At 66.2% G+C, this 25,550-nt stretch carries 24 protein-coding genes; 19 read left to right on the forward strand and 5 right to left on the reverse strand.

Going from position 1 to position 25,550, the window contains the following annotated elements; all coding sequences use genetic code 11:
* The first annotated feature begins 7 nt into the window (after positions 1-7).
* The 3 genes from PMI02_RS01410 (at position 8) to PMI02_RS26855 (ending at position 2,799) form a co-directional block, all read left to right on the forward strand.
* Complete coding sequence (locus tag PMI02_RS01410) at positions 8-1,507, forward strand: PepSY domain-containing protein (RefSeq protein ID WP_007677630.1); 1,500 nt, start codon at positions 8-10, stop codon at positions 1,505-1,507.
* Positions 1,504-2,565 carry a HoxN/HupN/NixA family nickel/cobalt transporter gene (locus PMI02_RS01415; RefSeq protein WP_007677631.1) on the forward strand — a complete coding sequence of 354 codons (1,062 nt, stop codon included), beginning with the start codon at positions 1,504-1,506 and terminating at the stop codon, positions 2,563-2,565. The genes PMI02_RS01410 and PMI02_RS01415 overlap by 4 nt, the downstream gene beginning before the upstream one ends.
* Positions 2,566-2,631: 66 nt before the next feature.
* Positions 2,632-2,799, forward strand: a complete 168-nt coding sequence (locus PMI02_RS26855; RefSeq protein WP_007677632.1) for an ethanolamine ammonia-lyase light chain EutC — start codon at positions 2,632-2,634, stop codon at positions 2,797-2,799.
* Positions 2,800-2,894: 95 nt separating this feature from the next.
* Here the strand turns inward: PMI02_RS26855 and PMI02_RS01425 are convergent, their stop codons facing one another.
* The 4 genes from PMI02_RS01425 to PMI02_RS01440 all read right to left on the reverse strand — a co-directional run bounded on the left by PMI02_RS01425 (position 2,895) and on the right by PMI02_RS01440 (position 8,848).
* A complete protein-coding gene (locus tag PMI02_RS01425; protein WP_007677634.1) occupies positions 2,895-5,303 on the reverse strand; it encodes a TonB-dependent receptor in 2,409 nt (802 codons plus the stop codon).
* 198 nt (positions 5,304-5,501) lie between these two features.
* A complete protein-coding gene (locus PMI02_RS01430; RefSeq protein ID WP_007677635.1) occupies positions 5,502-6,464 on the reverse strand; it encodes a sterol desaturase family protein in 963 nt (320 codons plus the stop codon).
* Between the two features lie 264 nt (positions 6,465-6,728).
* Positions 6,729-7,742, reverse strand: coding sequence for an MBL fold metallo-hydrolase (locus PMI02_RS01435; protein ID WP_007677636.1), 1,014 nt, complete (start codon positions 7,740-7,742; stop codon positions 6,729-6,731).
* Between the two features lie 17 nt (positions 7,743-7,759).
* Positions 7,760-8,848: an MBL fold metallo-hydrolase gene (locus PMI02_RS01440; protein ID WP_007677638.1), complete on the reverse strand. Its 1,089-nt coding sequence runs from the start codon at positions 8,846-8,848 to the stop codon at positions 7,760-7,762.
* A gap of 243 nt (positions 8,849-9,091) precedes the next feature.
* Here PMI02_RS01440 and PMI02_RS01445 point away from each other — a divergent pair, with 243 nt between their 5' ends.
* From PMI02_RS01445 to PMI02_RS01505, 14 genes are all read left to right on the forward strand, one after another.
* Positions 9,092-9,604: a CopG family ribbon-helix-helix protein gene (locus PMI02_RS01445; RefSeq protein ID WP_007677640.1), complete on the forward strand. Its 513-nt coding sequence runs from the start codon at positions 9,092-9,094 to the stop codon at positions 9,602-9,604.
* 179 nt (positions 9,605-9,783) lie between these two features.
* Complete coding sequence (locus PMI02_RS01450; RefSeq protein ID WP_007677642.1) at positions 9,784-10,863, forward strand: putative urea ABC transporter substrate-binding protein; 1,080 nt, start codon at positions 9,784-9,786, stop codon at positions 10,861-10,863.
* A 39-nt stretch (positions 10,864-10,902) separates the two neighbouring features.
* Positions 10,903-11,718, forward strand: a complete 816-nt coding sequence (locus PMI02_RS01455) for an ABC transporter permease (protein ID WP_007677644.1) — start codon at positions 10,903-10,905, stop codon at positions 11,716-11,718.
* The gene (locus PMI02_RS01460; RefSeq protein WP_007677646.1) at positions 11,715-12,497 is read left to right on the forward strand and encodes an ABC transporter ATP-binding protein; all 783 of its coding nucleotides are present in this window, start codon (positions 11,715-11,717) and stop codon (positions 12,495-12,497) included. The genes PMI02_RS01455 and PMI02_RS01460 overlap by 4 nt, the downstream gene beginning before the upstream one ends.
* 13 nt (positions 12,498-12,510) lie before the next feature.
* Positions 12,511-12,993 carry a CopG family ribbon-helix-helix protein gene (locus PMI02_RS01465; protein ID WP_007677648.1) on the forward strand — a complete coding sequence of 161 codons (483 nt, stop codon included), beginning with the start codon at positions 12,511-12,513 and terminating at the stop codon, positions 12,991-12,993.
* Positions 12,990-13,814, forward strand: a complete 825-nt coding sequence (locus tag PMI02_RS01470; protein WP_007677650.1) for an urea amidolyase associated protein UAAP1 — start codon at positions 12,990-12,992, stop codon at positions 13,812-13,814. Before PMI02_RS01465 ends, PMI02_RS01470 begins: the two co-directional genes overlap by 4 nt.
* A gap of 17 nt (positions 13,815-13,831) precedes the next feature.
* On the forward strand, positions 13,832-14,470 hold the full coding sequence (locus PMI02_RS01475) for an urea amidolyase associated protein UAAP2 (protein ID WP_007677652.1): 639 nt from the start codon (positions 13,832-13,834) through the stop codon (positions 14,468-14,470).
* Positions 14,467-18,063 (forward strand): urea carboxylase, encoded by a 3,597-nt coding sequence (gene uca, locus PMI02_RS01480; RefSeq protein ID WP_007677654.1) that lies wholly within the window; start codon positions 14,467-14,469, stop codon positions 18,061-18,063. Before PMI02_RS01475 ends, uca begins: the two co-directional genes overlap by 4 nt.
* Positions 18,060-19,829, forward strand: coding sequence for an allophanate hydrolase (atzF, locus tag PMI02_RS01485; RefSeq protein WP_007677656.1), 1,770 nt, complete (start codon positions 18,060-18,062; stop codon positions 19,827-19,829). Before uca ends, atzF begins: the two co-directional genes overlap by 4 nt.
* Before the next feature lie 45 nt (positions 19,830-19,874).
* Entirely contained in the window at positions 19,875-20,822 is a 948-nt protein-coding gene (locus PMI02_RS01490; protein WP_007677659.1) for a hypothetical protein, read from the forward strand.
* 112 nt (positions 20,823-20,934) lie between these two features.
* Entirely contained in the window at positions 20,935-21,873 is a 939-nt protein-coding gene (locus PMI02_RS01495) for a LysR family transcriptional regulator (RefSeq protein WP_007677683.1), read from the forward strand.
* Positions 21,874-21,964: 91 nt separating this feature from the next.
* Positions 21,965-22,126: a hypothetical protein gene (locus PMI02_RS26860; RefSeq protein WP_007677685.1), complete on the forward strand. Its 162-nt coding sequence runs from the start codon at positions 21,965-21,967 to the stop codon at positions 22,124-22,126.
* A complete protein-coding gene (locus tag PMI02_RS01500; RefSeq protein WP_007677700.1) occupies positions 22,117-22,488 on the forward strand; it encodes a hypothetical protein in 372 nt (123 codons plus the stop codon). Before PMI02_RS26860 ends, PMI02_RS01500 begins: the two co-directional genes overlap by 10 nt.
* Positions 22,489-22,599: 111 nt before the next feature.
* Positions 22,600-22,947 (forward strand): UrcA family protein, encoded by a 348-nt coding sequence (locus PMI02_RS01505; RefSeq protein ID WP_007677702.1) that lies wholly within the window; start codon positions 22,600-22,602, stop codon positions 22,945-22,947.
* Between the two features lie 103 nt (positions 22,948-23,050).
* Here the strand turns inward: PMI02_RS01505 and PMI02_RS01510 are convergent, their stop codons facing one another.
* Entirely contained in the window at positions 23,051-23,923 is an 873-nt protein-coding gene (locus PMI02_RS01510) for an SDR family NAD(P)-dependent oxidoreductase (protein ID WP_007677703.1), read from the reverse strand.
* 167 nt (positions 23,924-24,090) lie between these two features.
* Here PMI02_RS01510 and yaaA point away from each other — a divergent pair, with 167 nt between their 5' ends.
* Both yaaA and PMI02_RS01520 read left to right on the forward strand, forming a co-directional pair.
* Positions 24,091-24,843 (forward strand): peroxide stress protein YaaA, encoded by a 753-nt coding sequence (gene yaaA, locus PMI02_RS01515; protein ID WP_007677704.1) that lies wholly within the window; start codon positions 24,091-24,093, stop codon positions 24,841-24,843.
* Positions 24,840-25,547 (forward strand): SDR family NAD(P)-dependent oxidoreductase, encoded by a 708-nt coding sequence (locus PMI02_RS01520; RefSeq protein ID WP_007677705.1) that lies wholly within the window; start codon positions 24,840-24,842, stop codon positions 25,545-25,547. The genes yaaA and PMI02_RS01520 overlap by 4 nt, the downstream gene beginning before the upstream one ends.
* The last annotated feature ends 3 nt before the right edge of the window (positions 25,548-25,550 follow it).

The raw sequence follows: 25,550 nt of genomic DNA on the forward strand, positions 1-25,550 counted from the left end.
GGGGGCAATGACCTTGCGTCCGATCCTTTTCCTCCACCGCTGGCTGGGGATCATCGTCGGCGTGGTCATGACGGTCTGGTGCCTGTCCGGCTTCGTCATGATCTATTCGTCCTATCCCCGGTTGCAGCCGGCCGAGCAGCTGCGGGGGCTCGCGCCCCTACGGCTGCCGGCCGGCATCGACTGGGCCCACCTCGGCCTCGCCGACGATACCATCCTGTCCTCAGCGCGGATCGAGCGGCTGGGGGAGCGCACGGTCCTGCGCGTGACCCCGGCGCTTGATCCGGCAGGCCCCATCGCGCAGATGCGGGCGGCGCCGGAGAACATCGACCTCGTCTCCGGTCGTCCGGTCGAGCCGCTGTCCCGCGCCGAAGCGCTGGCGCAGGGGCGCTCGTTCGGGGCCAGCTTCGGGATCGATGGCGCGGCGCTTTCGGCAACGCCCGTCGTGATCGACCAGTGGACCGTCCAGACCGCGCGGCGCCACCAGCCGCTCTGGCGGATCGACTATGAAGGCGGCGCCACGGCCTATGTCGCCGGTTCAGGCGAGGTAGTGCAGCAGACCACGCGTGCCGAGCGGTTCTGGGGATGGCTGGGCGCGGTGCCGCACTGGCTCTATCCCACGCTACTGCGGCAGAACGGCGCGCTGTGGTCGCAGGTGGTGATATGGACCTCGCTGCTGGGCTGTTTCCTCACCGTGACGGGCCTGTGGATCGGCGTCGCCCGCCTGCGGCGCAACCGGGAGGGGCGGCTCGGTTCACCCTATAGCGGGCTGTGGTGGTGGCACCATATGGCCGGGCTGTTCTTCGGCATTCTTACGCTGACATGGGTCGCGAGCGGCCTGTTCTCGATGAACCCATGGGGTTTCCTCGACAGCATGGCGGGCTTTGCCGAGCGCGAGCGATTATCGGGTCCGCTGCATTGGGGAGACCTGCGCAAGGCGCTCGCCAACGTGGAGGGGCTACCCGCCGGCACCGTCCGGATCGAGGCCGCGCCGCTCGGCGGCAGGACTTTCCTCACGGTGCTGGCGACCGACGGCGACCGACGCCGTATCGATGGTGACGGCAATCTATCCGTGCTCGGCGAGCCGGAGCTGCGCGCGGCGCTGGCCAACGGTCCCCCCGTGGCATCGCTCGAACTGCTGCACGAGCCGGACGCCTATTACTACACCCACCACAACCCGGCGCCGTTCCCGGTATGGCGGGCGGTGCTAGCCGACCCGCAGGCGACCCGCCTCTACATCGACCCTGCGACCGGCCGCCTGATCCGTGCTTTCGACGCCAACGGAAGGCGCTTCCGCTGGCTCATGAACGGCCTCCACAGCTTCGACCTGCCGGGCCTTCGCGCGCGTCCGCTGTGGGACCTCGTGGTCCTGCCGCTGCTCGCCATGGTCACGCTGATCTGCGGGACGGGCGCATGGATGGGCATCCAGAAGGTCCGCCGCGACCTGCGCCGATCCCGCAATCGCCGCCGCCGCCGCAAGGCGCTCGTTTCCCAAGGAGCCACCGCATGACCCGACCCTCCGTCAATCCGAGGCTGCGACCGCGCATCCTCGTCCTGTTCGCGGCGCTGCTCGGCGCGAACGCCGCGGCGTGGGCCTGGGCGTTCAGCGCCTTCCACGGCGACGCGCTGATGATCGGCACCGCGCTGCTCGCGTGGAGCCTGGGCCTGCGCCACGCGGTCGATGCCGACCACATCGCCGCGATAGACAACGTGACCCGCAAGCTCATGCAGGACGGGCAGCGTCCGATCACGGTCGGTTTGTGGTTCGCCATCGGCCACTCGGCAATCGTGCTGATCGCGGCTACGACGATCGCGCTCGCCGCCGGGACGCTCACCGATTTCGAAGCGTTTGGCCAGACCGGAGGGGTCATCGCGACTATCGTCTCGGCGTGCTTCCTGTTCGCCATCGCGATCATGAACCTGGTGATCCTGCAGGGTGTCTGGACCCGTTTCCAGCAGGTCCGCCGGGGCGGCACATATGCCGACGACGACCTCGACATGCTGCTCGCCGGGCGAGGATTCCTCGCGCGGATATTCCGCCCGGTCTTCAGGCTGGTGCGCAAAAGCTGGCACATGGCGCCGCTCGGCTTCCTGTTCGGGCTTGGTTTCGATACCGCCACGGAAGTAGCGATCCTGGGCCTGTCCGGCGCCCACGCCGCCGAGGGTGTCTCGCTGGCGACGCTGCTCGTCTTCCCTATCCTGTTTGCCGTGGGCATGGCGCTTGTCGACACCGCCGACGGCGTCATCATGCTGGGCGCCTACGAGTGGGCTTTCGTGAAGCCCATCCGCAAGCTCTACTATAACATTACCATCACCTCGATATCGGCGCTGGTGGCGCTGGTCATCGGCTCGATCCAGACGGCCGCCCTGCTGGCCGAGAAGTTCCGTTTGAACGGTGGGCCCTGGGACACCGCCACCGCCCTGTCGGAACATTTCAACACGCTTGGTTTCCTCATCATCGGCATATTCGTCGCGTGCTGGGTGATCAGCTACGCGGTCTACCGATGGAGCGACTTCGACCGGGTCGAAGTCGTTGCGGTTTCGGGGCGCCCGGATGTGGACATGTAGTCACCCTCGTTGGAACGCGGCCGGCGTCCAAGCACTGTAGCAGCGCAGATCGGCCGTCATCTCGCGATGGCCCACGCCGCGTCGCTGACCTTCGAATTGATCGACCGCCTCGCCGCCTGGCGCATCGCACCGATCGTGGTGGCCCATATGGGCCGTGTCGCGATCGGGGATACGATTGGCGAACGATTGAACGCCGGTCTGGTCTGCGCGTCGGCCTTGCCGCCGGCTGAGTAGGCCGGCGCCCCAATCGCCTGCCGGAGCAGGTTGATGAGGCGCGAGGCCCGCAAAGTAGAGGCGCTCTCCCCTTCGGGAAAGCGCCTCTCGTGTTGTCAGTACTTTATGCGGGCTTCGATGCCGACCGTGCGCGGATTGAGCACGGTCTGCTGGTAGTAGCGCACCGCGATGCCGTCGTTGACGCCGATGCGCGAGCGGTCCTGGCCGGTGGAAACCACCGCGTACTTGTCGAAGATGTTGTTCGCGAAGAGGCTGACGCTGTACTTGTCGGTCTCATACGCGATCGTGGCGCGGTTCAGGACATAGCCCTTGAGCTTGTCGCCATAACCCCGATCCCAGCCGAGCCGCGAGACGACGCTTCCGCGGTAGGTCGCCGTCCAGTTGGCGATCAGGTTCCCGTCGCCCATCGGCATCGTATAGGTCGCGCCGAGGCTACCCGAGTTCTTGGCCGAACCCGGCAGGCGATCGCCGTCGAGTGCGTCGAGCTGGGTGAACTTCGGGCGGCCATCATAGTTGTTCGGCGTGGTGCGTACCGTGATGATGCCCGGCACGTCCTCGGTCAGCTTCGCGTCCGTGTACGAGTAGGTGCCCTGGATCGAGAGTTCCGGGACCGGCCTGAACTGGAACGAGGTTTCGAAGCCTCGCGACTTGGCCGCACCGCCGTTCACGGTGATCCCGGTTACGCCGTAGAACGTCGCAGAATCGACCTGGATGCCCTCCCACTTGATGTCGTAGACGTTGAAGTTGAACGACAGGTTGCGATCGAACAGCTGCGCGCGCATGCCGATTTCGGCGTTCTTGGTGGTGTCCGGGCCGTACTGGATCTCGTTCGGCAGGGCGCAGGCGTTCTGCTGGTTGACCGGCACCGGGTTGGGGCAGGGGGCAACCCTGTTGGGGCCGCCGATGCGATAGCCCTTGCTGTAAGTGGCATAGACCATGAAGTCTGGCGTGAAGTTGTAGGAAGTATTGAACTTCCAGACCCAGCCGTCCTTGCTGGCCTTGCCGCCCGAGGGGGAGAGGTCATAGGGGCTGAGCGGATCGCCGAGCAGCGGCAGCACGAGCGCGCCCTGAACTTCCGAGTTGTACTTGAAATAGCGCGCGCCGCCGGTGACCTGCCACTCTGGCGTGATCTTGAACGTGCCTTCGCCGAAAATCGCCTTCTCGGTGACTTTGGACTTGGTGTAGCTCACATATTCCAGGTCCTCGGGATTGTCGGGAACCCCGTAGAAGTCCGATAGGCCGGGCGTGTGCTCGGCATAGTCGTTGTGGTACTTCTGCTCGTTGTAGAAGCCGCCCAGCACCCAGTTGAACGGACCGCCGTGGCGCGAAACCAGGCGGATTTCCTGGTTGAACTGCTTGCGGCGACCATCGCTTTCGTTCCAGCTCGAGAAGGCCGGGAACAGTTCGTAGTCATAGTCGAGGTCGAGCAGCAGGTCGGTGTTGTCGGACTGCGAACGCGTCCTGACGTTGGTATAGGCGGTCGTCGACACGAGGTCGACGATGTCACCAAGGTTCGCGTTGATCTCCATGCTTCCCAGGTGTGCGCGGCGCTTGGAGGGTTCCTCGTAGCGGCCGGCGTTCTCGTACCTGCCCGTGCCGAGCACGCCGGCGCTGTTGGACTGGGCGCCGTCGGTCTTGGTCTGCTGGTAGGCGTAGGTGAAGATGACCTTGAGGTCTTCGGTGGTCTGGAACAGCAACTGGTTGCGCGTGGTGAAGGTCTTCTCGAAGTTGAGATCCTCACGCTTGCGCAGGTTGGCGTTGTAGGCGTCGCCCGAGACGCCGCCGGTGCCGGATGGCTGGGGCAGCGAGACGCCCGGCTCCTGCAGCAGGAGCGGATAATCGATGAAGCCCGGATCGTAGTAGTAGCCGGTGGCCGAACGGAAGGCGATGTGGTCCTTCACGATCGGAATGTTGATCATCCCGTCCACCTGGTAGCCCAGGTCGACCGCGTGGCTCTTGGTATAGGCGCGGCCGTGCGCTTCGCCTTCCCATTCGTTCACGTCGGGACGGTTCGGGATGTAGCGGATCGCGCCGGCCAGCGTGCCGAGGCCGTAGAGCGTGCCCTGTGGGCCGAGCAGCGTCTCCACGCGCGCGATGTCGAGCAGCTTGAAGTCGTAGTAGAGCGGAACTTCGCCGAGATAGATGCCGAGCGAGTCGTCGTAGTTGGAGCCGTTCGAGCCCGAATCCGACGCGTTGAGTCCGCGCATCACGATCGAGCCGGTGGTGCCCGGGCCGGTGTCGGAGATCGTCAGGCCGGGGGTGAAGTCGGCGAGGTCGCGCACGTCGTCGATCCGTTGGCGCGCGATTTCCTCGGAGCCGATCGCCGAGATGTTGATCGGCGTGTCCATGATCGTCGTAGCGCGGCGGGTGCCGGTGACGACGATGGCGTCGCCCTCGTCAGCGGCGGTGCTGGCATCCTGCGCCATGGCCGGCATGGCGAGCGCCGTGCTCGTGAAGATGGTGGCGGATAGCAGGCCGGCCTTCAGTTTCGCGCGATATGTCATGTGCTTCCCTCATTTTCTGGTTACAGTGAGCCGCTCCCGGGCCTGGCTCCTGTCGGACCCGGGGGGCGTTGTGCTTGAGGACCTCATTCTTGCGCCGGCCATCGCTTGACGGATGTCTTGCCGGCGCGCTGCTCTCGACGTTCTCAAAATTCCGTCGAGGCGTTCGCTCCCTTGGTATTGCTCTCTGCTTGCGGCTGCTCAGTAGGCCGAGCGCGCGGCCTGGGTGCCGCGCTTCGCCCTGATCCACTCGATCGCGGGCTGGAACGGGAACAGGAATTGCTCCCGGATGGACAGGCGCTTGCGTTCATCCTGGCCGACGACCATGGCTTCGCCTTCGCGATAGGTGCCGAAGATACGATCGAGGAGGATCAGCGAATTGCCGTAGTTGCAGCGGGTGCTCTCGTAGTCCGTCGAATGATGCAGGCTGTGGTGCCGGATCGTCGTGAAGAAGAACGAGTAGAACTTCGGCGGGTCGGATCGCACGTTGGCGTGGGCGAAGGTGGAGATCACGCCCATGACGTTCAGCGCGCAGAAGATCGCGGGCGTCGAAAGATCGAACAGCGCCACCACGCTCAGGCTGATGAGGAACAGTTCGATCGGGTTGCCCACCGCGCCCTTCGCCGCGTTCAGCTGCGTGAGATGATGATGCGGCGCGTGGGTCAGCCAGAAGGGCGTCCAGTTGTGCATCAGGCGATGCATCCAATACTGGCCGAACTCGATGAGGAAAACGACCAGCGCGACCTGCACGATGAAGGGCAGGTGCATCGCCCATTCGGTCGTGATGCCCAGCGATTTCTTGAACGCCAGCAGCGGATCTTCCGCCAGCTTGGTCGTCACCCAGGAAATCACGGTGGACATGAAGGCAACGTAGAACAGGTCCGTGGCGAATTCGCGCTTGTTCATGCGCCAGTCGGAATGACGCTCGTGGACGAACTCGAGCCCGAGGACGGCGAGGGTGATCAGTGACGAAGTCACCACGAGGGCCAACGGGTGGTCAACCAACGACTTGGGACCATAGGCCCAGAAAGCAATGACGATCGCGATGAAGGCGGGCGGCACCAGATTGAAGAGCGTCTGCTTCATTCCGCCGGCGTCCCGGCCATCGCCGATCACTCGCTCGTGGGACGAGAGAACCGTGTTGTAGACTGGCAGTTGTTCCATCGAAAACCCCCATCCAAGCCGGTTCCCCGGCCTGCCGTTACAAAGTTCTCTCTCCCGGTTTATCGCTCTTCTTGGCGACACGACACACGGTATGGATATTACGTTTTGCGTCAAGCGTATTAATCTAGCGGTGGTACGTTTTGCTGCGAATCCCGGATTATTGCGGTCTTGATGGAACAGCGTAACACTATTTCTTTTCCCGAACGGTCCATGCGAACCGGTCGGCGCTCGCGGGCTTGCGCACTGCTACCGAGTCGCGCGGCGTCAGGAATACCGGTAGGCGTTCTTGTCGATTGTCGTCGTCCCGCGCGTCTGGTTGCACAGGAAGACGGTGCCTGTGAAATAGATGCCGGGCTTCGTGATCGTCTGCGCATGGGCGAAGGCTTCGCGCAGCTGCTGCACCGTCATTTCCACGGGCGCCTCGTCGGGTTGCCAGGTCATGCCATAGGCGTAGTCCTGCCCGTCCTTGCTGATCTCCACGTGGCAGCCCATCACGTGGGTCACCGGATGCGTGTCGCAGAAGTCGATCAGCCGCTTCATGCTGTCGAACCAGGGCTGCCAGAAGCTGATGTAGCAGCGGCCCCGGTAGAACATGTCGCCGGTGTAGAGGATCTGGGTATAGCTGTCGTAGTAGGCGAATTCGGAAACGACATGGCCGGGCGAACCCCAGATAAGGATCTCGCGGCCGCCCAGGTCCAGCGTCACGCGTTCCTCGGGGAAGTTGGTCATGCCCCAGAAACCGACCATCTCCTCGTGGGTGAGGCCCATGTAGCGGGTGTTGGGGCGGTCGGCGAACTGGTTGGTCGCCGCGTAGTGGTCAGCATGGAGGTGGCTGAACGCGACCAGGAGTTCCAGGCTGGCGGGATCGCGGCCGTTGCGCTGGCACCACTCGTTGATGCACTGGTCCACGACACCGCGCAGGTCCCAGTCGTTGCGCAGCTGCACGAACCCTTCGTCCAGCAGGAGCACGCGGTCGTTGCCGAAGTAGAGCGGGGCGAACGGCGCCTCGTAGCTGTACGCCTTGTTCTGGCGCAGGATCGCCGTATGCGGGTTGTACCAGTGGACCTGCACCGGCGGGTCAGTGTTGTCCATGCAGCACGAGGACCCGCAGATCCAGCGCTTGGGAAAGCTGCCCGCGGCGGGCACGTTGCTCTTGAAATCGATCGGTGCGAGGCGAACAGCGGCCGAGGCCGCTTCGGAGAGGCTGGTGAGCGCCGCTCCCGTCAGCGGGATGGCGGCGGCAGCGGCGTTGTAGCTCAGGAAAGTGCGTCTATCCACGACTGGTCTCCTCGTCGTCAGAACGGACGCGGCGGGTTGATGTTGGGCACGCCCTCGGGCCAGACCTGCGTTCGCTGGTCGGGGCTGACGCCGTTGAAAAGTGCGAAGTCGGGGCGGATGAGCATCATGTCCTTGCCCTGGACCTCCTGTGCGTACTTCAGCGCCTCGCCGATCAGGTCCGGCGTCATTTCGAGCACGCGCTCGTAGGGCTTGTAGGTGGCGAAGCGCGGGTAGTACTTGCCCGGCACGAACATCATCTCGACATGGCCGCCAAGGACCCACTTCACGGGCCGGTTCGCCGCGAAAGCCTGCAGGCGCTCGAGCGAGGCGATGAAATCCCGGTCGTTGCCGATGTTGATCTTGCCGGGGAACAGCAGGTCGCCGGTGAACAGGAAGTCGCAGTAGGGGTCGTAGAAGGTGACGCCGTCCCTGTGCGTGCCGGGCGTCGGGATGACCTCGATCACACGGTCGCCTAGGTCGATCTTGCCCGAGCCCGAAGGCCAGGTGCCTCCGACCCCGTAGAAGTGCTTCATCGCCTCCAGCGGCTTGGGAACGATGGTCGTATCCTCGCGGCCGGCGAACTGCACTAACCCTTGGTTCTGGGCGATGTCCTCGCCGGAGGTCAGCGCCACCGTCAGCGGTACCTTGCTGCGTCCGCGCGCCTTGGCCAAGCGCGCGATGATGGCGTCGACCGTCTCGCGCAGGGGATAATGGTTCGCCGCCGCAGTGGCGCCGGTGTCGATCAGCAGGGCGCCCTTGTTGCCGAAGAGCAGATAGGTGAACGGCGCCTCCCAGTGGACGCAGACGTTCTGGCGCAGGACGAAGGTGTCTTCGTTGTACTGCACCACCTGGACGCGCGGATCTCGGTTCTTGGCGGCCACATTGGAGCCATAAGTCCAGCGGAACCCGAGAGCGCCCGGCGCCGGACCGTCGGACGCGTAGTCGTGGAGCACCGGCTTGTCGCGGTGCAGGGGCACGGCGCTGTCGGTATTGCGCACACCGGAAGGATTGTATCCAAGGTCGGGGTTGCCGTTGGGGTAGGCGCGTCCCGTGGCTGATTGCGGATTGCCGGACAACGCCGGATTGTAAGCCGAATTCTGCGCCATGATGCCCCTTATAGTCGGCAGCGAGTAGCGACACTCCGCCGAACGAGGGGCAGGATATCGATATTACCTTGTCTGACAATGGTAATAATTTCAGCTGGTAAGTACGCGGCAAATCGCCGATCATGGACTGTCATCGTCGCCCTGCATGGTATAGGGCAGGGTTGTTGGCACCGGCGTGACGCCTATGCCCACCGATGCCGTGACGGACGTTTTTGAGGATTTGACGATGGTGAGGGACGCAGCTTGAGCACCGACCCCGGCAGCCTTGCCCGGCTCAGCATGAGCCTTCCCGCCGAACTGTTCCGCCAGTTGGACGCGATGGTGGAGGAGCGCGGCCTGCCGTCGCGCTCGCAGCTCATTTCCGAGCTCATTCGCCACGCGCTGGCTGAACACGAAGCCCTGACGCGGCCTGAGGAGATGCTCGCGGGGACGATCACGCTGGTCTATCGGGGCGATCGGGGAAGGGTGCGGCACCAGCTTGCCCAAAGCCAGGCGGACTATCTCAAGGAAGTGATTTCCTCCCAGCACGTGTTCCTGGAGGACGACCAGTCGCTCGAGGTGCTGCTCGTGCAGGGACCGGCTGCAAAGCTGAAGGACCTGTGCGACAGCCTCCGTGCGATCCGGGGTGTGCATCAGCTTCAGCTGGTCACCACGACGGCGCTGCTGCCGCCTCTCCACGAGCAGGACGAGGTGGGCGCGGCCGACGCTGCCAAGCCTCGCAAGCAGCGCGCCGGCAGCGAAGTCGCCGCTGCCTGACGGCGGCTGGCGCCTGACACCGCGGCCCCGGCGAGCGCAAACCTCCCCCTGCAGCGGCCTCGCGCCGATCGTGCGCGTGATCAGCCGCCAAAAGTATTACAAAATTCAAGTGTCGTAATAATTTTGATGGACAGCGTTTGCAATCGCAGCAATGTTGCATTGCGAAAGGGGACCGATTCATGATCGTAACGATCCGTAGGACTGCCAAGGCAGCATTGCTGGCCGGAGTGCTTCTGACTGCCGCCTGCTCCCAGGCGCCCGGCGATGCGCCGAAGAAGCAGGAGTTCAACATCGGATGGTCGATCTACGCGGGCTGGATGCCCTGGCCCTATGCGCAGCAGGCCGGCATCGTGAAGAAATGGGCCGACAAGTACGGCATCAAGATCAACATGGTGCAGGTCAACGACTACGTCGAATCGGTCAATCAGTATACCGCCGGCAAGCTTGACGGCGTGAGCGTCGCCAACATGGACGCGCTGACGATCCCCGCCGCGGGCGGCAAGGACACCAGCGCCATCATCGTCGGCGACTATTCCAACGGTAACGACGGCATCCTGATGAAGGGCGCGGGCGACCTGCGCGCCATCAAGGGCCAGCAGATCAATCTCGTCGAGCTTTCGGTCTCCCACTACCTGCTGGCGCGCGGCCTGTCCTCGGTCGGGCTCGCCATGAAGGACGTGAAGACGGTGAACACCGGCGACGCCGACATCGTCGGCGCCTTCGCCAGCCCCGACGTCAAGGTGGCCGTCGCCTGGAACCCGCAGCTTTCGACGATGAAGGCGCAGGCCGGCGCGAAGGAAGTGTTCAGCTCCGCCGACATCCCGGGCGAGATCCTCGACCTGATGGTCGTCGACACCGCCACGCTGAAGGCCAACCCGAGCCTCGGCAAGGCGCTCGCCGGCATCTGGTACGAGACCACGGCGCTGATGGCGCGCAAGGATGCGCAAGGCAAGGCGGCACGCGCGGCCATGGCCAAGCTGGCCGGCGCGACGCCGGAAGACTTCGACAGCCAGCTCACCACGACTTACCTCTACACCGATCCCAAGGCGGCGGTTGCAGCGACTTCGGCTCCGTCGCTGGTGACGACGATGACGCGGGTGCGAGACTTCAGCTTCGCGCAAGGGTTGTTCAAGGGCGCCACGTCCGCCGATGCGGTGGGCATGTCCTTCCCCGGCGGCAAGACGCTGGGCGACGCGCAGCACGTGACGCTTCGCTTCGACGACAGCTACATGAAGCTGGCCGCCGACGGAAAGCTCTGATCGCTTCGAATTCGCTTCATCAAGAGTGAGATGACCGCAATGCGTTGGGTGAATCGTCAAGTCCGGCGAGGGGATCGGCTGCTTCTCGGCGCCCTCCCGATAGTGCTTCTGGCAGTGATCTACATCGTCGTGGCCGCCAGTCGTCACGCCGTTAACCCGTCGGACAAGATCCTGCCCCTGCCGGGCACGATGGCGCAGAGCATGGCGGCGCTCATCTTCGTGCCTGACCAACTCACCGGGCAACTGGTGTTTTGGGCCGATACGCTGGCGAGCCTGCAGCGCCTCGGCATCGGCCTCGGCATATCGACGCTGATGGCGATCATGGTCGGCCTTGCGCTCGGCGTGTTGCCGCCGGTGCGCGCGACGTTCGGTCCGCTTGTCACCGGGATCGCCGTGATCCCCCCAATCGCGCTGCTGCCGATCCTGTTCATCGCACTGGGCCTCGGCGAGACGGCGAAGGTCACGCTCATCGTCATCGGCATCGCACCGGTCATGATCCGCGACATCGCGGCCCATGTTGCGGCGCTGCCGAGAGAACAGATCATCAAGGCGCAGACGCTCGGCGCCAGCAGCTGGCAGGTGATGATCCGCGTGGCGCTGCCGCAGGCGATGCCACGGCTGCTTCAGGCGATGCGCCTGGCGCTCGGGCCTGCTTGGGTCTTCCTGATCTCGGCAGAGGCGATCGCCTCGGACGTGGGCCTCGGATACCGCATCTTCCTCGTCCGCCGCTATCTCTCGATGGACGTCATCCTGCCCTACGTGGCCTGGATCGCGATCCTCGCGATCGTGATGGACGTGACCTTCGCATTCCTCAGCCGCAAGCTGTTCCCCTGGGCGCACGGAGAAAGCCATTGAGCACGCTTCTCAGCTTCCGCGACGTCTGGGTCGAGTACGGCGACCGGATCATCATCGAGAAACTCAACCTCGACATCGAGGCCGGCTCCTTCGTCTCGATCGTCGGACCGTCCGGTGCGGGCAAGAGCAGCTTCCTGCGGCTCATCCTCGGCCAGGAGGCGCCGTCACGCGGCTCCATCCTGCTCGACGGAACGCCGCTGGCGCCCGAATGCGGACCGGACCGCGGCGTCGTGTTCCAGCGCTACTCGGTGTTCCCGCACCTCTCCGCGCTGCGCAACACGATCCTCGGCATGGAGTGCGCGCAGGCCCCGCTTTCCGGGCGCCTGTTCGGTGCGGCCCGCCGCGCCGCGCAGGACGAGGCGACGGCGATGCTGAACGCGGTCGGCCTCGGCCACAGCCTCGACCTCTATCCCGCGCAGATGTCTGGCGGCATGCAGCAGAGGCTGGCGATCGCCCAGGCGCTCGTGAAGCGGCCCCGGGTGCTGCTTCTCGACGAGCCGTTCGGTGCGCTCGATCCGGGTATCCGGGCGGACATGCACGTCCTGATCCGCAATCTCTGGCGCGAATACTCGCTGACCATCGTGATGGTGACCCACGACATCCGGGAAGCCTTCACCCTCGGGACCCGCGTGCTCGCGCTCGACAAGCGCCGCCACGATCCGCACGCGCCGCACCGTTTCGGTGCCACGGCGGTCTACGACATTCCGCTGCGCAACCGCGACGAAACCGCTCCTGCAAACAATGACGATATTACTGTTGACGTAATTCGTAATAATTGAAAAGAGGGTGGTCATGGGATCCGAATCCGCAAGCCTGGCCCGGCTCAGCATGAGCCTCCCGGCAGACCTCTTCAGACAGCTCGACATGATGGTGGCGGAACGCGGCCTGCCTTCCCGCTCGCAGCTCATCGCCGAGCTGATCCGCCACGCGCTTGCCGAGCACGGTTCGCTGATGCGGCCGGAAGAGATGCTCGCTGGCACCATCACTCTCGTCTACCGCGGTGAGCGGGGGCGCGTTCGCCACCTGCTTTCCCACACGCAGGCGAGTTATCTCAAGGAAGTCATCTCCTCGCAGCACGTCGTGCTGGAGGATGACCAGTCCCTCGAAGTCCTGCTCGTGCAAGGTCCGGCCGTGAGGCTGAAGGAGCTGTGCGACGCCATCAGGCGGGTCCGCGGGGTGCAGCAACTGGCTCTGGTCACCACGACCTCACTGCTGCCGCCCCTCTACGAACCCGAAGGTGGAAATCCCAACCCGATCATCGGAGCGAATGCATGACCGAGACCCTGGCCAATCCCCTTGCTGCCCGCGATCACGCGCGCGGCATGGAAGGTACCGTGATCGAGAGCATGCCCGTGCTCCCGCCGGTCGCCGACGACCTGCCGCCGGAAGTGGCGCCCGAGGATCTGCTCTGGGAGGAAACCATCGCGGCGGGCGGCTATGCCACGCGGCGCCTCGCGCGCGGCTCGCGCCTGCGCCTGATCGATCTGCGCGGCGATGCCTGCGCTTCGATCCTGCTGTTCAACGCCGAAATGCCCACCGAGCGGCTCAACGTCGCGGACACAGTGAAGGTGCAGTGGAACGCCTATCTCGGCGAGGGCAAGCTGCTGCTGTCCGACATGGGCCGCGTCATTATGAGCATCCTCGAAGACGATGCCGGCACGCACGACACGTTCTGCGGCACTTCCAATCCCGCGACCAACGCCGCCAAGTACGGCAACGGCACCAATAGCGGCCCCTACCCCAGCGGCCGCGACCGTTTCCTGCTGGGCGCCGCCAAGCATGGGCTCACCCGCCGCGACGTCCACCCCTGCGTCACGCTGTTCAAGGGTGCGCGGATCCAGGAAGACGGCGCGATCACTCCGCAGATCGGCCCGTTCGAGCCCGGCCGAACCGTGGTCCTGCGCGCCGAGATGGACGTGATCGTCGTGATCGCCAACTGCCCGCACGTCCTCGACCCGCGCGACGACTATACGGTGACCCCGCTGCGCGCTTCCGCCTGGCGCGGGCCGGTGACGACCGAAGACGACGCTGTCCGCACCGCGACGCCTGAAGGCCTGCGCGCCTTCAAGAACGTCGAAGACTACTTCCGCCGCTGAAAGAGGACAGGTCCAAAATGACTGCCGATCCCCATATGTCCGGCCTCACCGGCGCCGTGATCCATGATGTCGTCGTGCCCGCCCGGGCGCCGTGGCTGCACCACATCGCTGCCGGCCAGACGCTGCGCATCGTCGACCTCGAAGGCAACCAGGCCGTCGATTTCCTGCTCTATTCGGCTGCCGACGACGCCGAGCGCTACAGCGCGCAGGACACAGTCTCCGCACAGGGCAACCTGTTCCTGCGCGAAGGCACCAGGCTGCTGTCGAACGAGGGCCGGCCGATGATGACCATCGCGTCGACCTCGGTCGAGTATCACGACACCATCGGCGGCGCCTGCTCGTGCGAGTCCAACACGCTGCGCTACGGCCACCACACCAAGGCCGAACACGCCTGCGTGGAGAACTTCCTCGAAGCCAACCTCACCGAAGGCCGGGGCAAGCGGGACATCGTCTCGAACATCAATTTCTTCATGAATGTTCCTGTCGAGTCCGACGGGTCGCTGGGCATCGTCGACGGAATATCCGCGCCGGGCCTGACCGTTGACCTGCGTGCGGAAATGGACGTCGTCGTCGTCGTCTCCAACTGCCCGCAGGTCAACAATCCCTGCAACGGCTTCAACCCCACGCCCGTGCGCATGATCGTAACCGCCGCATGAGCTTCGACACCGTCCTGATCGCGAACAGGGGCGCGATCGCCACCCGTATCATCCGCACCCTGCGAACCATGGGGCTGAAGTCCGTCGCCGTCTATTCCGAGGCGGACGAGGGTTCGAACCACGTCTCCGAAGCCGACGAGGCCGTGTGCATCGGCCCGGCGCGAGCATCCGACAGCTATCTCAACATCCCCGCGATCCTCGCCGCTGCGAAGAAGACCGGGGCAGGCGCGATCCACCCGGGCTACGGCTTCCTGGCCGAGAACGTCGAGTTCGCCGAGGCCTGCGCGGCGGCCGGGATCGTCTTCATCGGCCCGACCACGGACAATATCCGCACCTTCGGCCTCAAGCACAGCGCCCGCGCGCTCGCCGCCGCCCATGACGTGCCGCTGGCACCGGGCACCGGCCTGCTGAGCGACGCGGACGAGGCGGTCACCGCCGCCGCCGAAATCGGCTATCCCGTGATCCTGAAGGCCACCGCCGGCGGCGGCGGCATCGGCATGCGCGTGTGCGAGGACGAAGCCGCACTGCGCGAGGCGTTCGATGTCGTCGCCCGCCAGGGCCTGAGCAATTTCGGCGATGCCAGCGTCTTCCTCGAACTCTACGTCCGGCGCGCGCGCCACATCGAGGTCCAGCTGTTCGGTGACGGCGAGGGCAGGGTCATGGCTCTGGGCGAGCGCGACTGCTCGCTCCAGCGCCGCAACCAGAAGGTCGTCGAGGAAGCGCCTGCGCCGCTGCTCCCCGAGCATGTGCGCAGCGAACTGATCGCCTCGGCCATCCGCCTCGGCCAGGCAGCGAACTACCGCTCGGCCGGCACGGTGGAATACCTCTACGACGCCGACCGCGAGGAATTTTTCTTCCTCGAAATGAACACCCGCCTCCAGGTCGAGCACGGCGTCACCGAAGCGGTGATGGGCATCGACCTCGTCGAGTGGATGGTGCGCGGCGGGGCCGGCGACTTCGCCTTCCTCGACGGCGAAGCGCCCACGCCCAAGGGCCATTCGGTCCAGATGCGGCTTTATGCCGAGGACCCCTCGCTCGATTATCGCCCTACTTCGGGATCGCTGACCTGCCTGCAGTTCCCGTCCGACATCCGTGTCGAGACATGGTGCTCGTCGGGCACGGCGGTCAGCGCCTGGTACGATCCGATGCTGGCGAAGCTCATCGTCCACGCGCCCACCCGCGCCGAGGCAGTCGAGGCCGCGCAGGCCGCGCTCGACCAGACCCGCGCCGACGGCATCGAGACCAACCTGCGCTGGCTGCGCGACGTGGTGCGCTCGCCCGCTTTCGTCAGCGGCGAGGTTTCGACCCGCGTGCTCGACGGCATCGCCTACAATCCCCGCTCGATCCGCGTCGTCAGCGGCGGCACCGCGACGACGGTACAGGACTGGCCGGGACGCCAGAAGCTGTGGGCCGTGGGCGTTCCGCCTTCGGGCCCGATGGACGACCAGTCGTTCCGCCTCGGCAACCGCCTGCTCGGAAATCCCGAGGGAACTGCGGGACTTGAGGCGACCGTCACCGGTCCGACGCTGGCCTTCGTGGCGCCGGCGCGCATCTGCCTGATGGGCGCGGACTTCGGCGCGACGCTGGACGGCGTGGCCGTCGAGCGCGGCGTTCCTACCGACATTACGGCCGGACAGACGCTGGCGCTCGGCCGGGCATCGGTCGGCGGCCTTCGCGGATACATCCTGTTCGCGGGCGGTCTGGACATCGCGCCATACCTCGAGAGCTGCAGCACCTTCGAGCTGGGCCAGTTCGGCGGCCATGCTGCGCGGCGTCTCCTTGCCGGCGATACACTGCACCTGGGCGGACATGAGACCGACATGGGGCTCCCTTCGGTCGACCTACCGGAGATCCCGACCGAGTGGACGCTGCGCGTGCTCTACGGTCCGCACGGCGCTCCCGATTTCTTCACCGACGAGGACGTCCAGACGTTCCTCGCCGCCGAGTGGAAAATCCACTACAACTCCAACCGCACCGGCGTCCGACTGATCGGTCCCAAGCCACGCTGGGCCCGTACCGACGGCGGCGAGGCGGGGCTGCACCCGTCCAACATCCACGACAATCCCTACGCCATCGGCGCCGTGGACTTCACCGGCGACATGCCGATCATCCTGGGTCCCGACGGGCCCTCGCTCGGCGGGTTCGTCTGCCCGTTCGTGGTGATCGCGGCGGACCGCTGGAAGATCGGCCAGCTCGCTCCGGGCGACAAGCTGAAGTTCGCACCGGTGAACATCGCCGATGCGACCGACGCCGATGCCGCGCAGCGCAATCTCGTCGCAACGGGGGCAACGCCCGCGCCTTCCGAGGTCCGGGCGGTGGAGACGCTGTCGCCGATCCTCGCCGAAATCCCCGAAGGCCCGGGCCGTCCGCGCACGGTCTACCGCCAGCAGGGCGACCGCAACATCCTCGTCGAATACGGGCCCATCGTGCTCGACATCGAGCTGCGCATCCGCGTCCACGCGCTGATGACCGAGCTTGAACGGCTCGCGCTACCCGGCATCATCGACATCGTGCCCGGCATCCGCTCGCTCCAGCTTCACTTCGACGGCGCGGCGATGACCCCCGCCCTCGCGCTGGAGACGCTGATCGCGGCGGAGGAGCGCCTCGGCGACCTCGAGGACTTCACGATCCCCTCGCGCATCGTCCACCTGCCGCTCAGCTGGCGGGACCCGGCGACGATCGAGACGATCGAGAAGTACATGGCCACCGTCCGCGCCGACGCGCCGTGGTGCCCGGACAACATCGAGTTCATCCGCCGCATCAACGGCCTGGACGATGCCGCCGCCGTCGAGAACCTGATCTTCGAGGCGAACTACCTCGTGATGGGCCTGGGCGACGTCTACCTCGGCGCCCCGGTCGCGACCCCGGTCGATCCGCGCCACCGCCTCGTCACCACCAAGTACAACCCCGCGCGCACCTGGACGCCGCCCAACGTCGTGGGCATCGGCGGCGCCTACATGTGCATCTACGGCATGGAAGGGCCGGGCGGCTATCAGCTGTTCGGGCGCACCATCCAGGTCTGGAACACCTACCGCCAGACCGACGCCTTCACCGAAGGCAAGCCGTGGCTGCTGCGCTTCTTCGACCAGATCCGCTTCTATCCGGTCAGCGCGGACGAACTCACCGACTGGCGCCGGGAATTCCCGGCCGGCCGCCGCTCGATCCGCATCGAGCCGTCCGAGTTCCGCCTCGCCGACTACCGCGCTTACCTTGCCGAGAACGCGGCGGGCATCACCGCGTTCGAGGAGCGCCGCAAGGCAGCCTTCGACGAAGAGCGCGCCGAATGGCAGCGCAATGGCGAGTTCGACCATGCCGCCGATGCCGGTGAGGTCGAAGCCCCCGCGGCCGACGCAATCGTCCTGCCCGAAGGCTCCGACCTCGTCGAAGCGCCTTATGGCGGAAGCGTCACGAAGCTGCTCGTCGCCGCCGGGGACAAGGTGGAGGCGGGCGACAGGATCGCAGTCATAGAGGCTATGAAGATGGAAACTTCGGTGGAAAGCCCCAGTTCGGGCACGGTCGCGGCGCTCTACATGCGCGAGGGGCAGTCGCTCGAACCCGGTGCGCCGATGCTCGCCCTGAGGCGCGGCGCATGACGGCCTACGATCGCCGCAGCGCGGCCGCCATCGCCGCCGCCGTCAACGCCGGGGAAACCAGCGCCGTCGCCGTCGCCGAGGAAACCCTGGCGCGTGTCACGGCATACGATGCGATCCAGCCGCAGGTCTGGATCAGCCGGGCGAGCGGCGAGCAGTTCCTCGCCGCCGCCCGCGCCGTCGATGCCCGCATCGCCGCCGGGGAGAGCCTGCCGCTGGCCGGCGTCCCCTTCGCGGTGAAGGACAACATCGACGTCGCCGGCTTCGAGACGACGGCGGCCTGCCCGGCCTTCGCCTACAGCCCCGAAGCCTCGGCCGGCGTGATCGAGCGGCTGCTGGAAGCCGGCGCGATCTGCATCGGCAAGACGAACCTCGACCAGTTCGCCACCGGCCTCAACGGCTCGCGCAGCCCCTACGGCATCCCGCGCAACGCCTATAACCTGTCCTACGTCAGCGGCGGGTCGAGCGCGGGCTCGTCGGTCGCGGTGGCGGCGGGGCTGGTGCCTTTCGCGCTGGGCACCGACACCGCCGGTTCGGGCCGCGTCCCCGCCGCCTTCAACCACCTCGTCGGCTTCAAGCCCACCAAGGGCCGCTGGAGCACGCGCGGCCTCGTGCCCGCCTGCCGCACGCTCGACTGCATCACCGTCTTCACCGACGACACCGCCGATGCGCGCCTTGTCGATCAGGTCGTGGCCGCCTTCGATCCCGCCGACCCCTATTCCAAGCCGCTCGCCGACCGCCCGCTCGGCAAGGCGCGCATCGGCGTGCCGCGCCGCGCCCAGCGCAACTGGTTCGGCGATGCCGAGTCCGAATACCTCTACGACCGCGCGCTGGCAACGCTCGCGCAAACCGCGGAGCTGGTCGAGATCGACTACGCCCCGCTGCAGGAAGCCGCGCTGCTGCTCTACGGCGGCCCCTGGGTCGCGGAGCGCACCGCCGCGATGGCCGACATGCTGGCCAACAACCCCGACGCCATCGACCCGACGGTCCGCGCCGTCGTCGAGCCGGGCCTGACGGTCAGCGCGGTGGAGCTGTTCAACGGCATCTACCGCATGGCCGAGATCAAGCGCCACGCCGACCAGCTTTGGGAAACCATCGACATGATGGTCTTCCCGACGACCGGCTCGACCTATCGCGTCGCGGAAATGCTGGCGGCTCCGGTCGCGCTCAACAGCGCGCTGGGCTTCTACACCAACTTCGTGAACCTGCTGGACATGGCCGCGCTGGCCGTGCCCGCCGGCATCCGTGCCAATGCGACCGGCTTCGGGATCACCCTGATCGGCCCCGCCGACAGCGACCGCGCCTTGCTGGAGGCGGCCGACGAATACCTTTCGGCCGCCAACCTTCCGTCTCCGCCACCACTAGATTTCGAGGGAAAGATGCAGACAGTGAAACTCGCCGTCGTCGGCGCCCACCTGAAGGACATGCCGCTCCACTGGCAGCTCACCTCGCGCGACGCCAAGTTCGTCGGCGCCTTCGAGACCGCGCCCAATTACCGCCTCTACGCCATGGCCGAGAGCGTTCCGCCCAAGCCCGCGCTGGTCCACAGCGAAGAGGGTGCCCCGATCAAGGTCGAGGTCTATGAACTGGGCGTCGCCGAGTTCGGCAGCTTCGTCGTCGACGTGCCCGCGCCGCTCGCCATCGGCACCGTCACGCTGGCCGACGGCAGCAGCGTCAAGGGCTTCGTCTCCGAGCCGCGCGCGCTGACCGGGGCAGAGGACATCACCAGCCTCGGGGGCTGGCGCGCCTACATCGCACGCGGCGCCTGAGGCCAGGCTCCGGGGACCATTCCAGGACGATCACAGGGGGAAAACATGCGCAGGTTCAAGACGATTGCAGTGCTGGCGGCGACCATGGGGCTCGCCGCGTTTTCCGCCTCCGCCCAAGCCGAGGGCGAGCAGGTCATCCAGGTCCCCGGCTTTGCGGACTTCCTGGCGGTCGACGGCAAGACCGTCTGGACGACCAACAAGGGCCGGGTGGAACAGTGGTCCCGCAAGGGCAAGCTCGCCGAAGTCGCCGTCGCCCACCCCTGCGGCGCCATGGTGATCGCGAACGAAAGCCTGTGGGTCGCCAATTGCGCGGACGGCACGCTGAACCGGATCGACATCCACACCGGCAAGCTGGCCGCGACGATCCCCACCGGCATCCCCAAGCTCACCGGCGGCGCCGAGATGATGGTCGCCGCGGGCGCCGGATCGATCTGGATGGCCACCGACGTCAAAGGCGTGATCGCGCGCGTCGATCCGGCGACCAACAGCGTGGTGGCGTCCGTCACCGTCGATCCCGGAACGTCCTATGTCGTGTCCGGCTATGGATCGATCTGGGCCGTCGCCCTGGGTCAGCAGTCGATCCAGCGCATCGACCCGGCGACCAACACCGTCACCAAGCGGACGCTGCTCGGCAAGGCGCCGGGCTTCCTTGCCGCGGGGGAGGGCGCCATCTGGGTCCAGGAGCAGGGCGACGGCACCGTCGCGCGCGTCGACCCGGCGACTGGCGAAGTGACCGGCCGCGTCAAGGTTGGCGACAACCTCAAGTGGGGCGATATCGACACCGGCGCCGGCAAGGTCTGGCTGCGCACCACCGACGACCAGCTCTTCGCCGCGATCGACGTGAAGACGATGACCGTGGTGTCGCGTCTCGGCAAGCCGGCGGGCAGCGGAGCCCTGCGCTGGACCAAGTCCGGCGTGTGGACCACCGCGCACGACGAGCACACGCTCACCTGGTGGCCGAAGAAGTCGCTGAAGCCCGAGCCCGCCAAGTGACGAGGGCATAAGCGCCGGCGCATCAATTTGCCGGTTTTCATCGTTTCCATCTATGGCTCGGGGCGGAGCATGGGCTACCTCCGCCCCGACCACATCGATGGAACCGTGACGCATGAGTGAACCCACGCAGCTGCCCGACCGGAAATTCGCCAGCCAGGTCGACTGGAACCTGATGCGGACTTTCGTCGAGATCGTCCGGGCCGGCGGCATCGGCGCGGCAGCCCGGCAGCTCAACAAGCAGCAGCCGAGCATCAGCGCCGCGCTCAAGCGGCTCGAAGACCACGTCGGCGCCACTCTCCTGCGCCGCTCCGCCTCGGGCGTCGAGATGACCTCGGCCGGCAAGGCGATGATGGCGCTGTGCGAGGACATGCTGGAAACGGCGCGGATGGTGCCGCACCAGATCGCGCAGGCCACCAAGCGGGTCGAGGGGATCGTGCGGATCCAGATGGTCTCGGCGATCGTCTCGCCGGAATTCGACGAGGCGATCGCCAGCTTCCACCGGCGCAACCCCGACATCCGCATCGAAATCCGCGTCTCGCCCTGGCGCCAGGTGCTCGACGCCCTCGAACGTGGCGAAGTGGAAGTGGGCATCGGCTACGACAGCAGCGTGCGTGGCAGCCTTGTTTACGAGCCGCTGTTCGTCGAGCGCCAGCAGCTCTACTGCTCGCGCAGCCACCCGCTGTTCGGCTACCGGATCGGCCAGCCCAAGGAACTCAAGACCGAAGCCTTCGTGCTTACCGGCGAGGACGAACTCGAGGGCGTGACCCACCTGCGCCGCCGTTACGGTCTGGGCGCCAAGGTGGCCGGCCTTGCCGAGGACGTGAACGAAGCGCGGCGCCTGATCCTCTGCGGCGTCGGCATCGGCTTCCTGCCGGAGCCCGTGGTTCGGACCGAAGTGGCGAGCGGTGCGCTCTGGCCGCTGCTACACGCGGATTTCCAGCCTTCTTACGACATCTTCCTCCTCGCCCGGGCGGAGCCCGCGCGCGACACGGCCACGCAGCTTTTCATAGACGAGGTGTTCCGCCGGCTCCGCGCTTTGCCGAGGGCATAGGTTCAAACTATGCCTGCCATTGTAAAATTGCATCTGCCTTGATGGCCTTGCCCGGCGCACCCTTGGGGCCAAGGCAAGGTGAAGGCTGCAGATGCACGACAAGGCGATTCTCCGACACATGGGCAAGCAAGGCTTTGCCGGGCATGTCGCGACCATCGGCGCATCGATTTTCAAGGTAATCGCCGCCGCCATCGAAGCAAGGTCGCAGGCGATCGGTGGCAGCCGGCCGCAGGAGCGCAACCGATGCGCATGATCGCAATCGGCGCCGCACTCCTCGCCGCAACGCTTTCTCCGTCCGCCATGGCCGCGTCGGCGCCTGACACCCGGCTCGTCTCGTGCGGCGAAGAAAGCTGCCTGCTGGTCTCCGGTCAGCGCGCCGATGCCGCTTCCGAAGTCCGCATCAACGGCCATGCAGTGCCGGTCGAAGGGCGACAGACCTGGAAGGTTCGCCTTCCCGTCGATACGGTCCGCGCGTGGTCGGCACCAATGGCCCGGACCATCGACGTCACGGTTCGCGATCCCGGTGCGGCCGCCGAAACAACCAAACGCGCAGACCTGCCCATCGGGCTGCTGGGCCACGTCACGGAGCTTGCATCCTTGGTCATCGGAGCCTGATACCCGCGCGCCGCACGGCGGCGCGATCCTTCCATTGTCAATTCTCCTACCGGACGCTATGTACGGTGGGGTCGCCGCAGAGCGACCTCGATATGTATTCAGGAGATGACGATGAAGATTGGCCTCTTGGCCCTGGCGTCCTTCGCCTTTGCCACCACCGCCTCGGCGGCGACCGCGCCTGCCACCAGCGGCGACAATCCGTTTGCCAAGGACCAGGCGGTGCTCCAACTCAAGGGGCTTGATCTCGCCACCGCCGAAGGACAGCAGCGCCTCGCCATCCGCATGGACCAGGCTGCCCGCTCGGTCTGCGGCGAAGGCATGGAGCGCATCCACCTCTCGCTCGAGCGCAAGTCGCAGGAATGCCGCGCGGCCGTGATGGCCGACATCCGCACGCGGATCGAGGCACGCACCGCAGACGCTTCGACCGTTTCGCGCACCCAGTTCGCAAGCGCGCGCTGACGTTCTGCGGGTTCGCCCCTCGAGGGCGAACCTGACTCCTTGACGCTTGGCAGCGGCCGACGGCGCAGTGTGCCGTCGGCTGATGGCTGGCTGAGGCGGCGCTTCAAGCCCGAGAGGCCGTCTCCACAAGCCGTTCGCTTTCGATCCAGAAGCGATTGACGACGGCCGGGTCGTCGACGACCGGGTTCGGTGCGCGCAGTTCCCGGCGGAACCAGTATCCACCGTTGGTCCGCCAACCTTCGTAAGCCGTAGCAAGCCAGATCAACGTGTCCGCCCCCTCTGCCTCGGTAGCCTTGTCGAGGCCCAGGGCGCGCTCCTGCGTATCCTTGGGGGCGTAGGAAAAGAAATTCGAATCGACCGCGCCCGGATGGACCGCATGGGCGGCGATCCCCTCATGTCCAAGCCGGGTCGCAAGGGCGCGCGCGAACAGCACGTTGGCGAGCTTGCCCGTGCAATAGGCCAGGCCGGGGCTGAAACGCTCCAGGCTCTGCATGTCGTCCAGGTCGATGGCGGGGACCATCTCGCTCGCGTCGGAGGCAGTGTTGAGTATCCGCACTGCGCCCGGCTCACGGTCCTTCGCGGCAGCACGCAGCAGGGGCAGCAGCGCATTGGTGAGCACGAACGGCCCGAGGTGATTTCCGGCGAAGTTCGCTTCCAGACCCTCTTGCGTCATCACCATTTCGCTGGCCATTCCGCCCGCGTTGTTGACGAGAAGGTCGATGCGATCGGTAAGCGCGCCGATCCGGTCCGCCGTCTCCCGTGCCGACGCCATCAGCGACAGGTCCGCACGTAGCATTTCCACCTGGCCGCTCGTCGACACGCTGCGGATTTCGGCCTCCGCATCTGCGATCCGGGCCGGATTCCTGCCGGTCCCGATGACGCGCCAACCCTGGCCGGCCAAAGCCTTCGCCAGTTCCCTGCCGATGCCGGAACTGGCACCGGTGACCACTGCGACCCGCATCGCCTCATCCGCCATCATCGATCTCCCGCACGAATTTGACGCTTCTTTGGCCGGAGAAGCGGCCCCGTCAATGCAGGCGCAAGCGCAGGGACGATGGATCACCGATCCGTCCACTGGTGGGGCCGGCAAGGCGAGGCGCCGGCGGTTTGACGCCGGCGCCTGCCGCCGCTACCGCCGGTGCCATGATCGCCCTGCTGTCTCCCGCCAAGACCCTCGACTTCGAACGCGCGCTCCCGCCGCTCGACATGACCGCCCCCCATTTCGCCGAGGAAGCGCAAGTGCTCGCCAGGTCGGCCGCCAACCTGACGCAGAAGCGACTGTCGGAGCTGATGCATATCTCTCCGCGCCTCGCCAAGCTGAACGCCGACCGTTTCCGTGACTTCGCCGAACTGCCCCAGCGGCAGGCGCTGTTCGCCTTTGCAGGCGACGTCTATACCGGCTTCGAGGCGCACACGCTGGACGAGGCGGGGGTCGCTTTCGCGCAGGATCACGTCCGCATGCTCTCGGGTCTCTATGGCCTGCTCCGCCCGCTCGACGCCATCCGGCCCTACCGGTTAGAGATGGGCACGCGCTGGGCGCCGCGCCGCAAGAGCCTGACCGACTGGTGGGGCGATCGCATCGCCGCAGTGCTGCGCGATCAGGTTGCGGAAGAGGGTTCGGGCGCGGTGCTCAATCTTGCCAGCCAGGAATACTTCGCGGCGGTCAAGGGCAAGCTGGACGGGATGCGCGTGATCGAGGTGGAGTTCCGCGAGCCCGGCCCGGACGGCCCGCGCTTCGTCAGTTTCAACGCCAAGCGTGCACGCGGCATGATGGCGCGCTGGCTCTGCGAGCATCACGTCACCGACGTCGATGCGATGCGCGGCTTCGACAGCGACGGCTATCGCTTCGACGCAGCCGAGAGCGAAGCGGATCGCTGGCGCTTCACCCGCACATGAGCAAGCCCAGCGTCTCCGCGGTTGTCATCGGCGCTTCCGGCGGGATCGGCGGCGCGTTCGAAGCGGCGCTGGTCGAGGAAGGTGCCTTCGATGTCGTTCACGGTTTCGCGCGGTCGCGAAGCGGTACGCAGCACCTCGACCTGCTGGACGAAAAGAGCATCGCCGCTGCTGCTGCCCACGTTGGGCAAGGTCCGCCGCCGACGCTGGTGATCGTCGCAACCGGCTTGCTCCATGCAGGTGACCACGGCCCCGAGAAGGCATTGCGCGATCTCGATCCGGATTGGCTGGCCCAGGTCTATGCCGTCAACGCGATTGGCCCCGCCCTTGTCGCGAAGCATTTCCTGCCGATCCTACCCAAAGGCGGCCGATCGGTGTTCGCGGCGCTATCGGCGCGGGTGGGATCGATCAGCGACAACCGCCTCGGCGGATGGCACGGGTACCGGGCGTCCAAGGCTGCGCTCAACATGCTGGTCCGCAACCTCGCCATCGAGGAACGCCGCCGCAACGACCGGGCGATCGTCGTCGCGCTCCACCCCGGTACGGTGGACACCGGCCTGTCCCGGCCGTTCCAGGGCAGCGTCCAGCCCGGACGGCTGTTCGATGCGGAACGCGCGGCGCTGCAGCTGCTCGACGTGATCGAGGAGTTGAAGGTTCCCGACAGCGGGAAGCTGTTCGACTACGAAGGCGCCGAAATCCCGTTCTGACCA

Origin of the sequence: Novosphingobium sp. AP12 (genome assembly GCF_000281975.1) — a bacterium.
Classification (GTDB): domain Bacteria; phylum Pseudomonadota; class Alphaproteobacteria; order Sphingomonadales; family Sphingomonadaceae; genus Novosphingobium.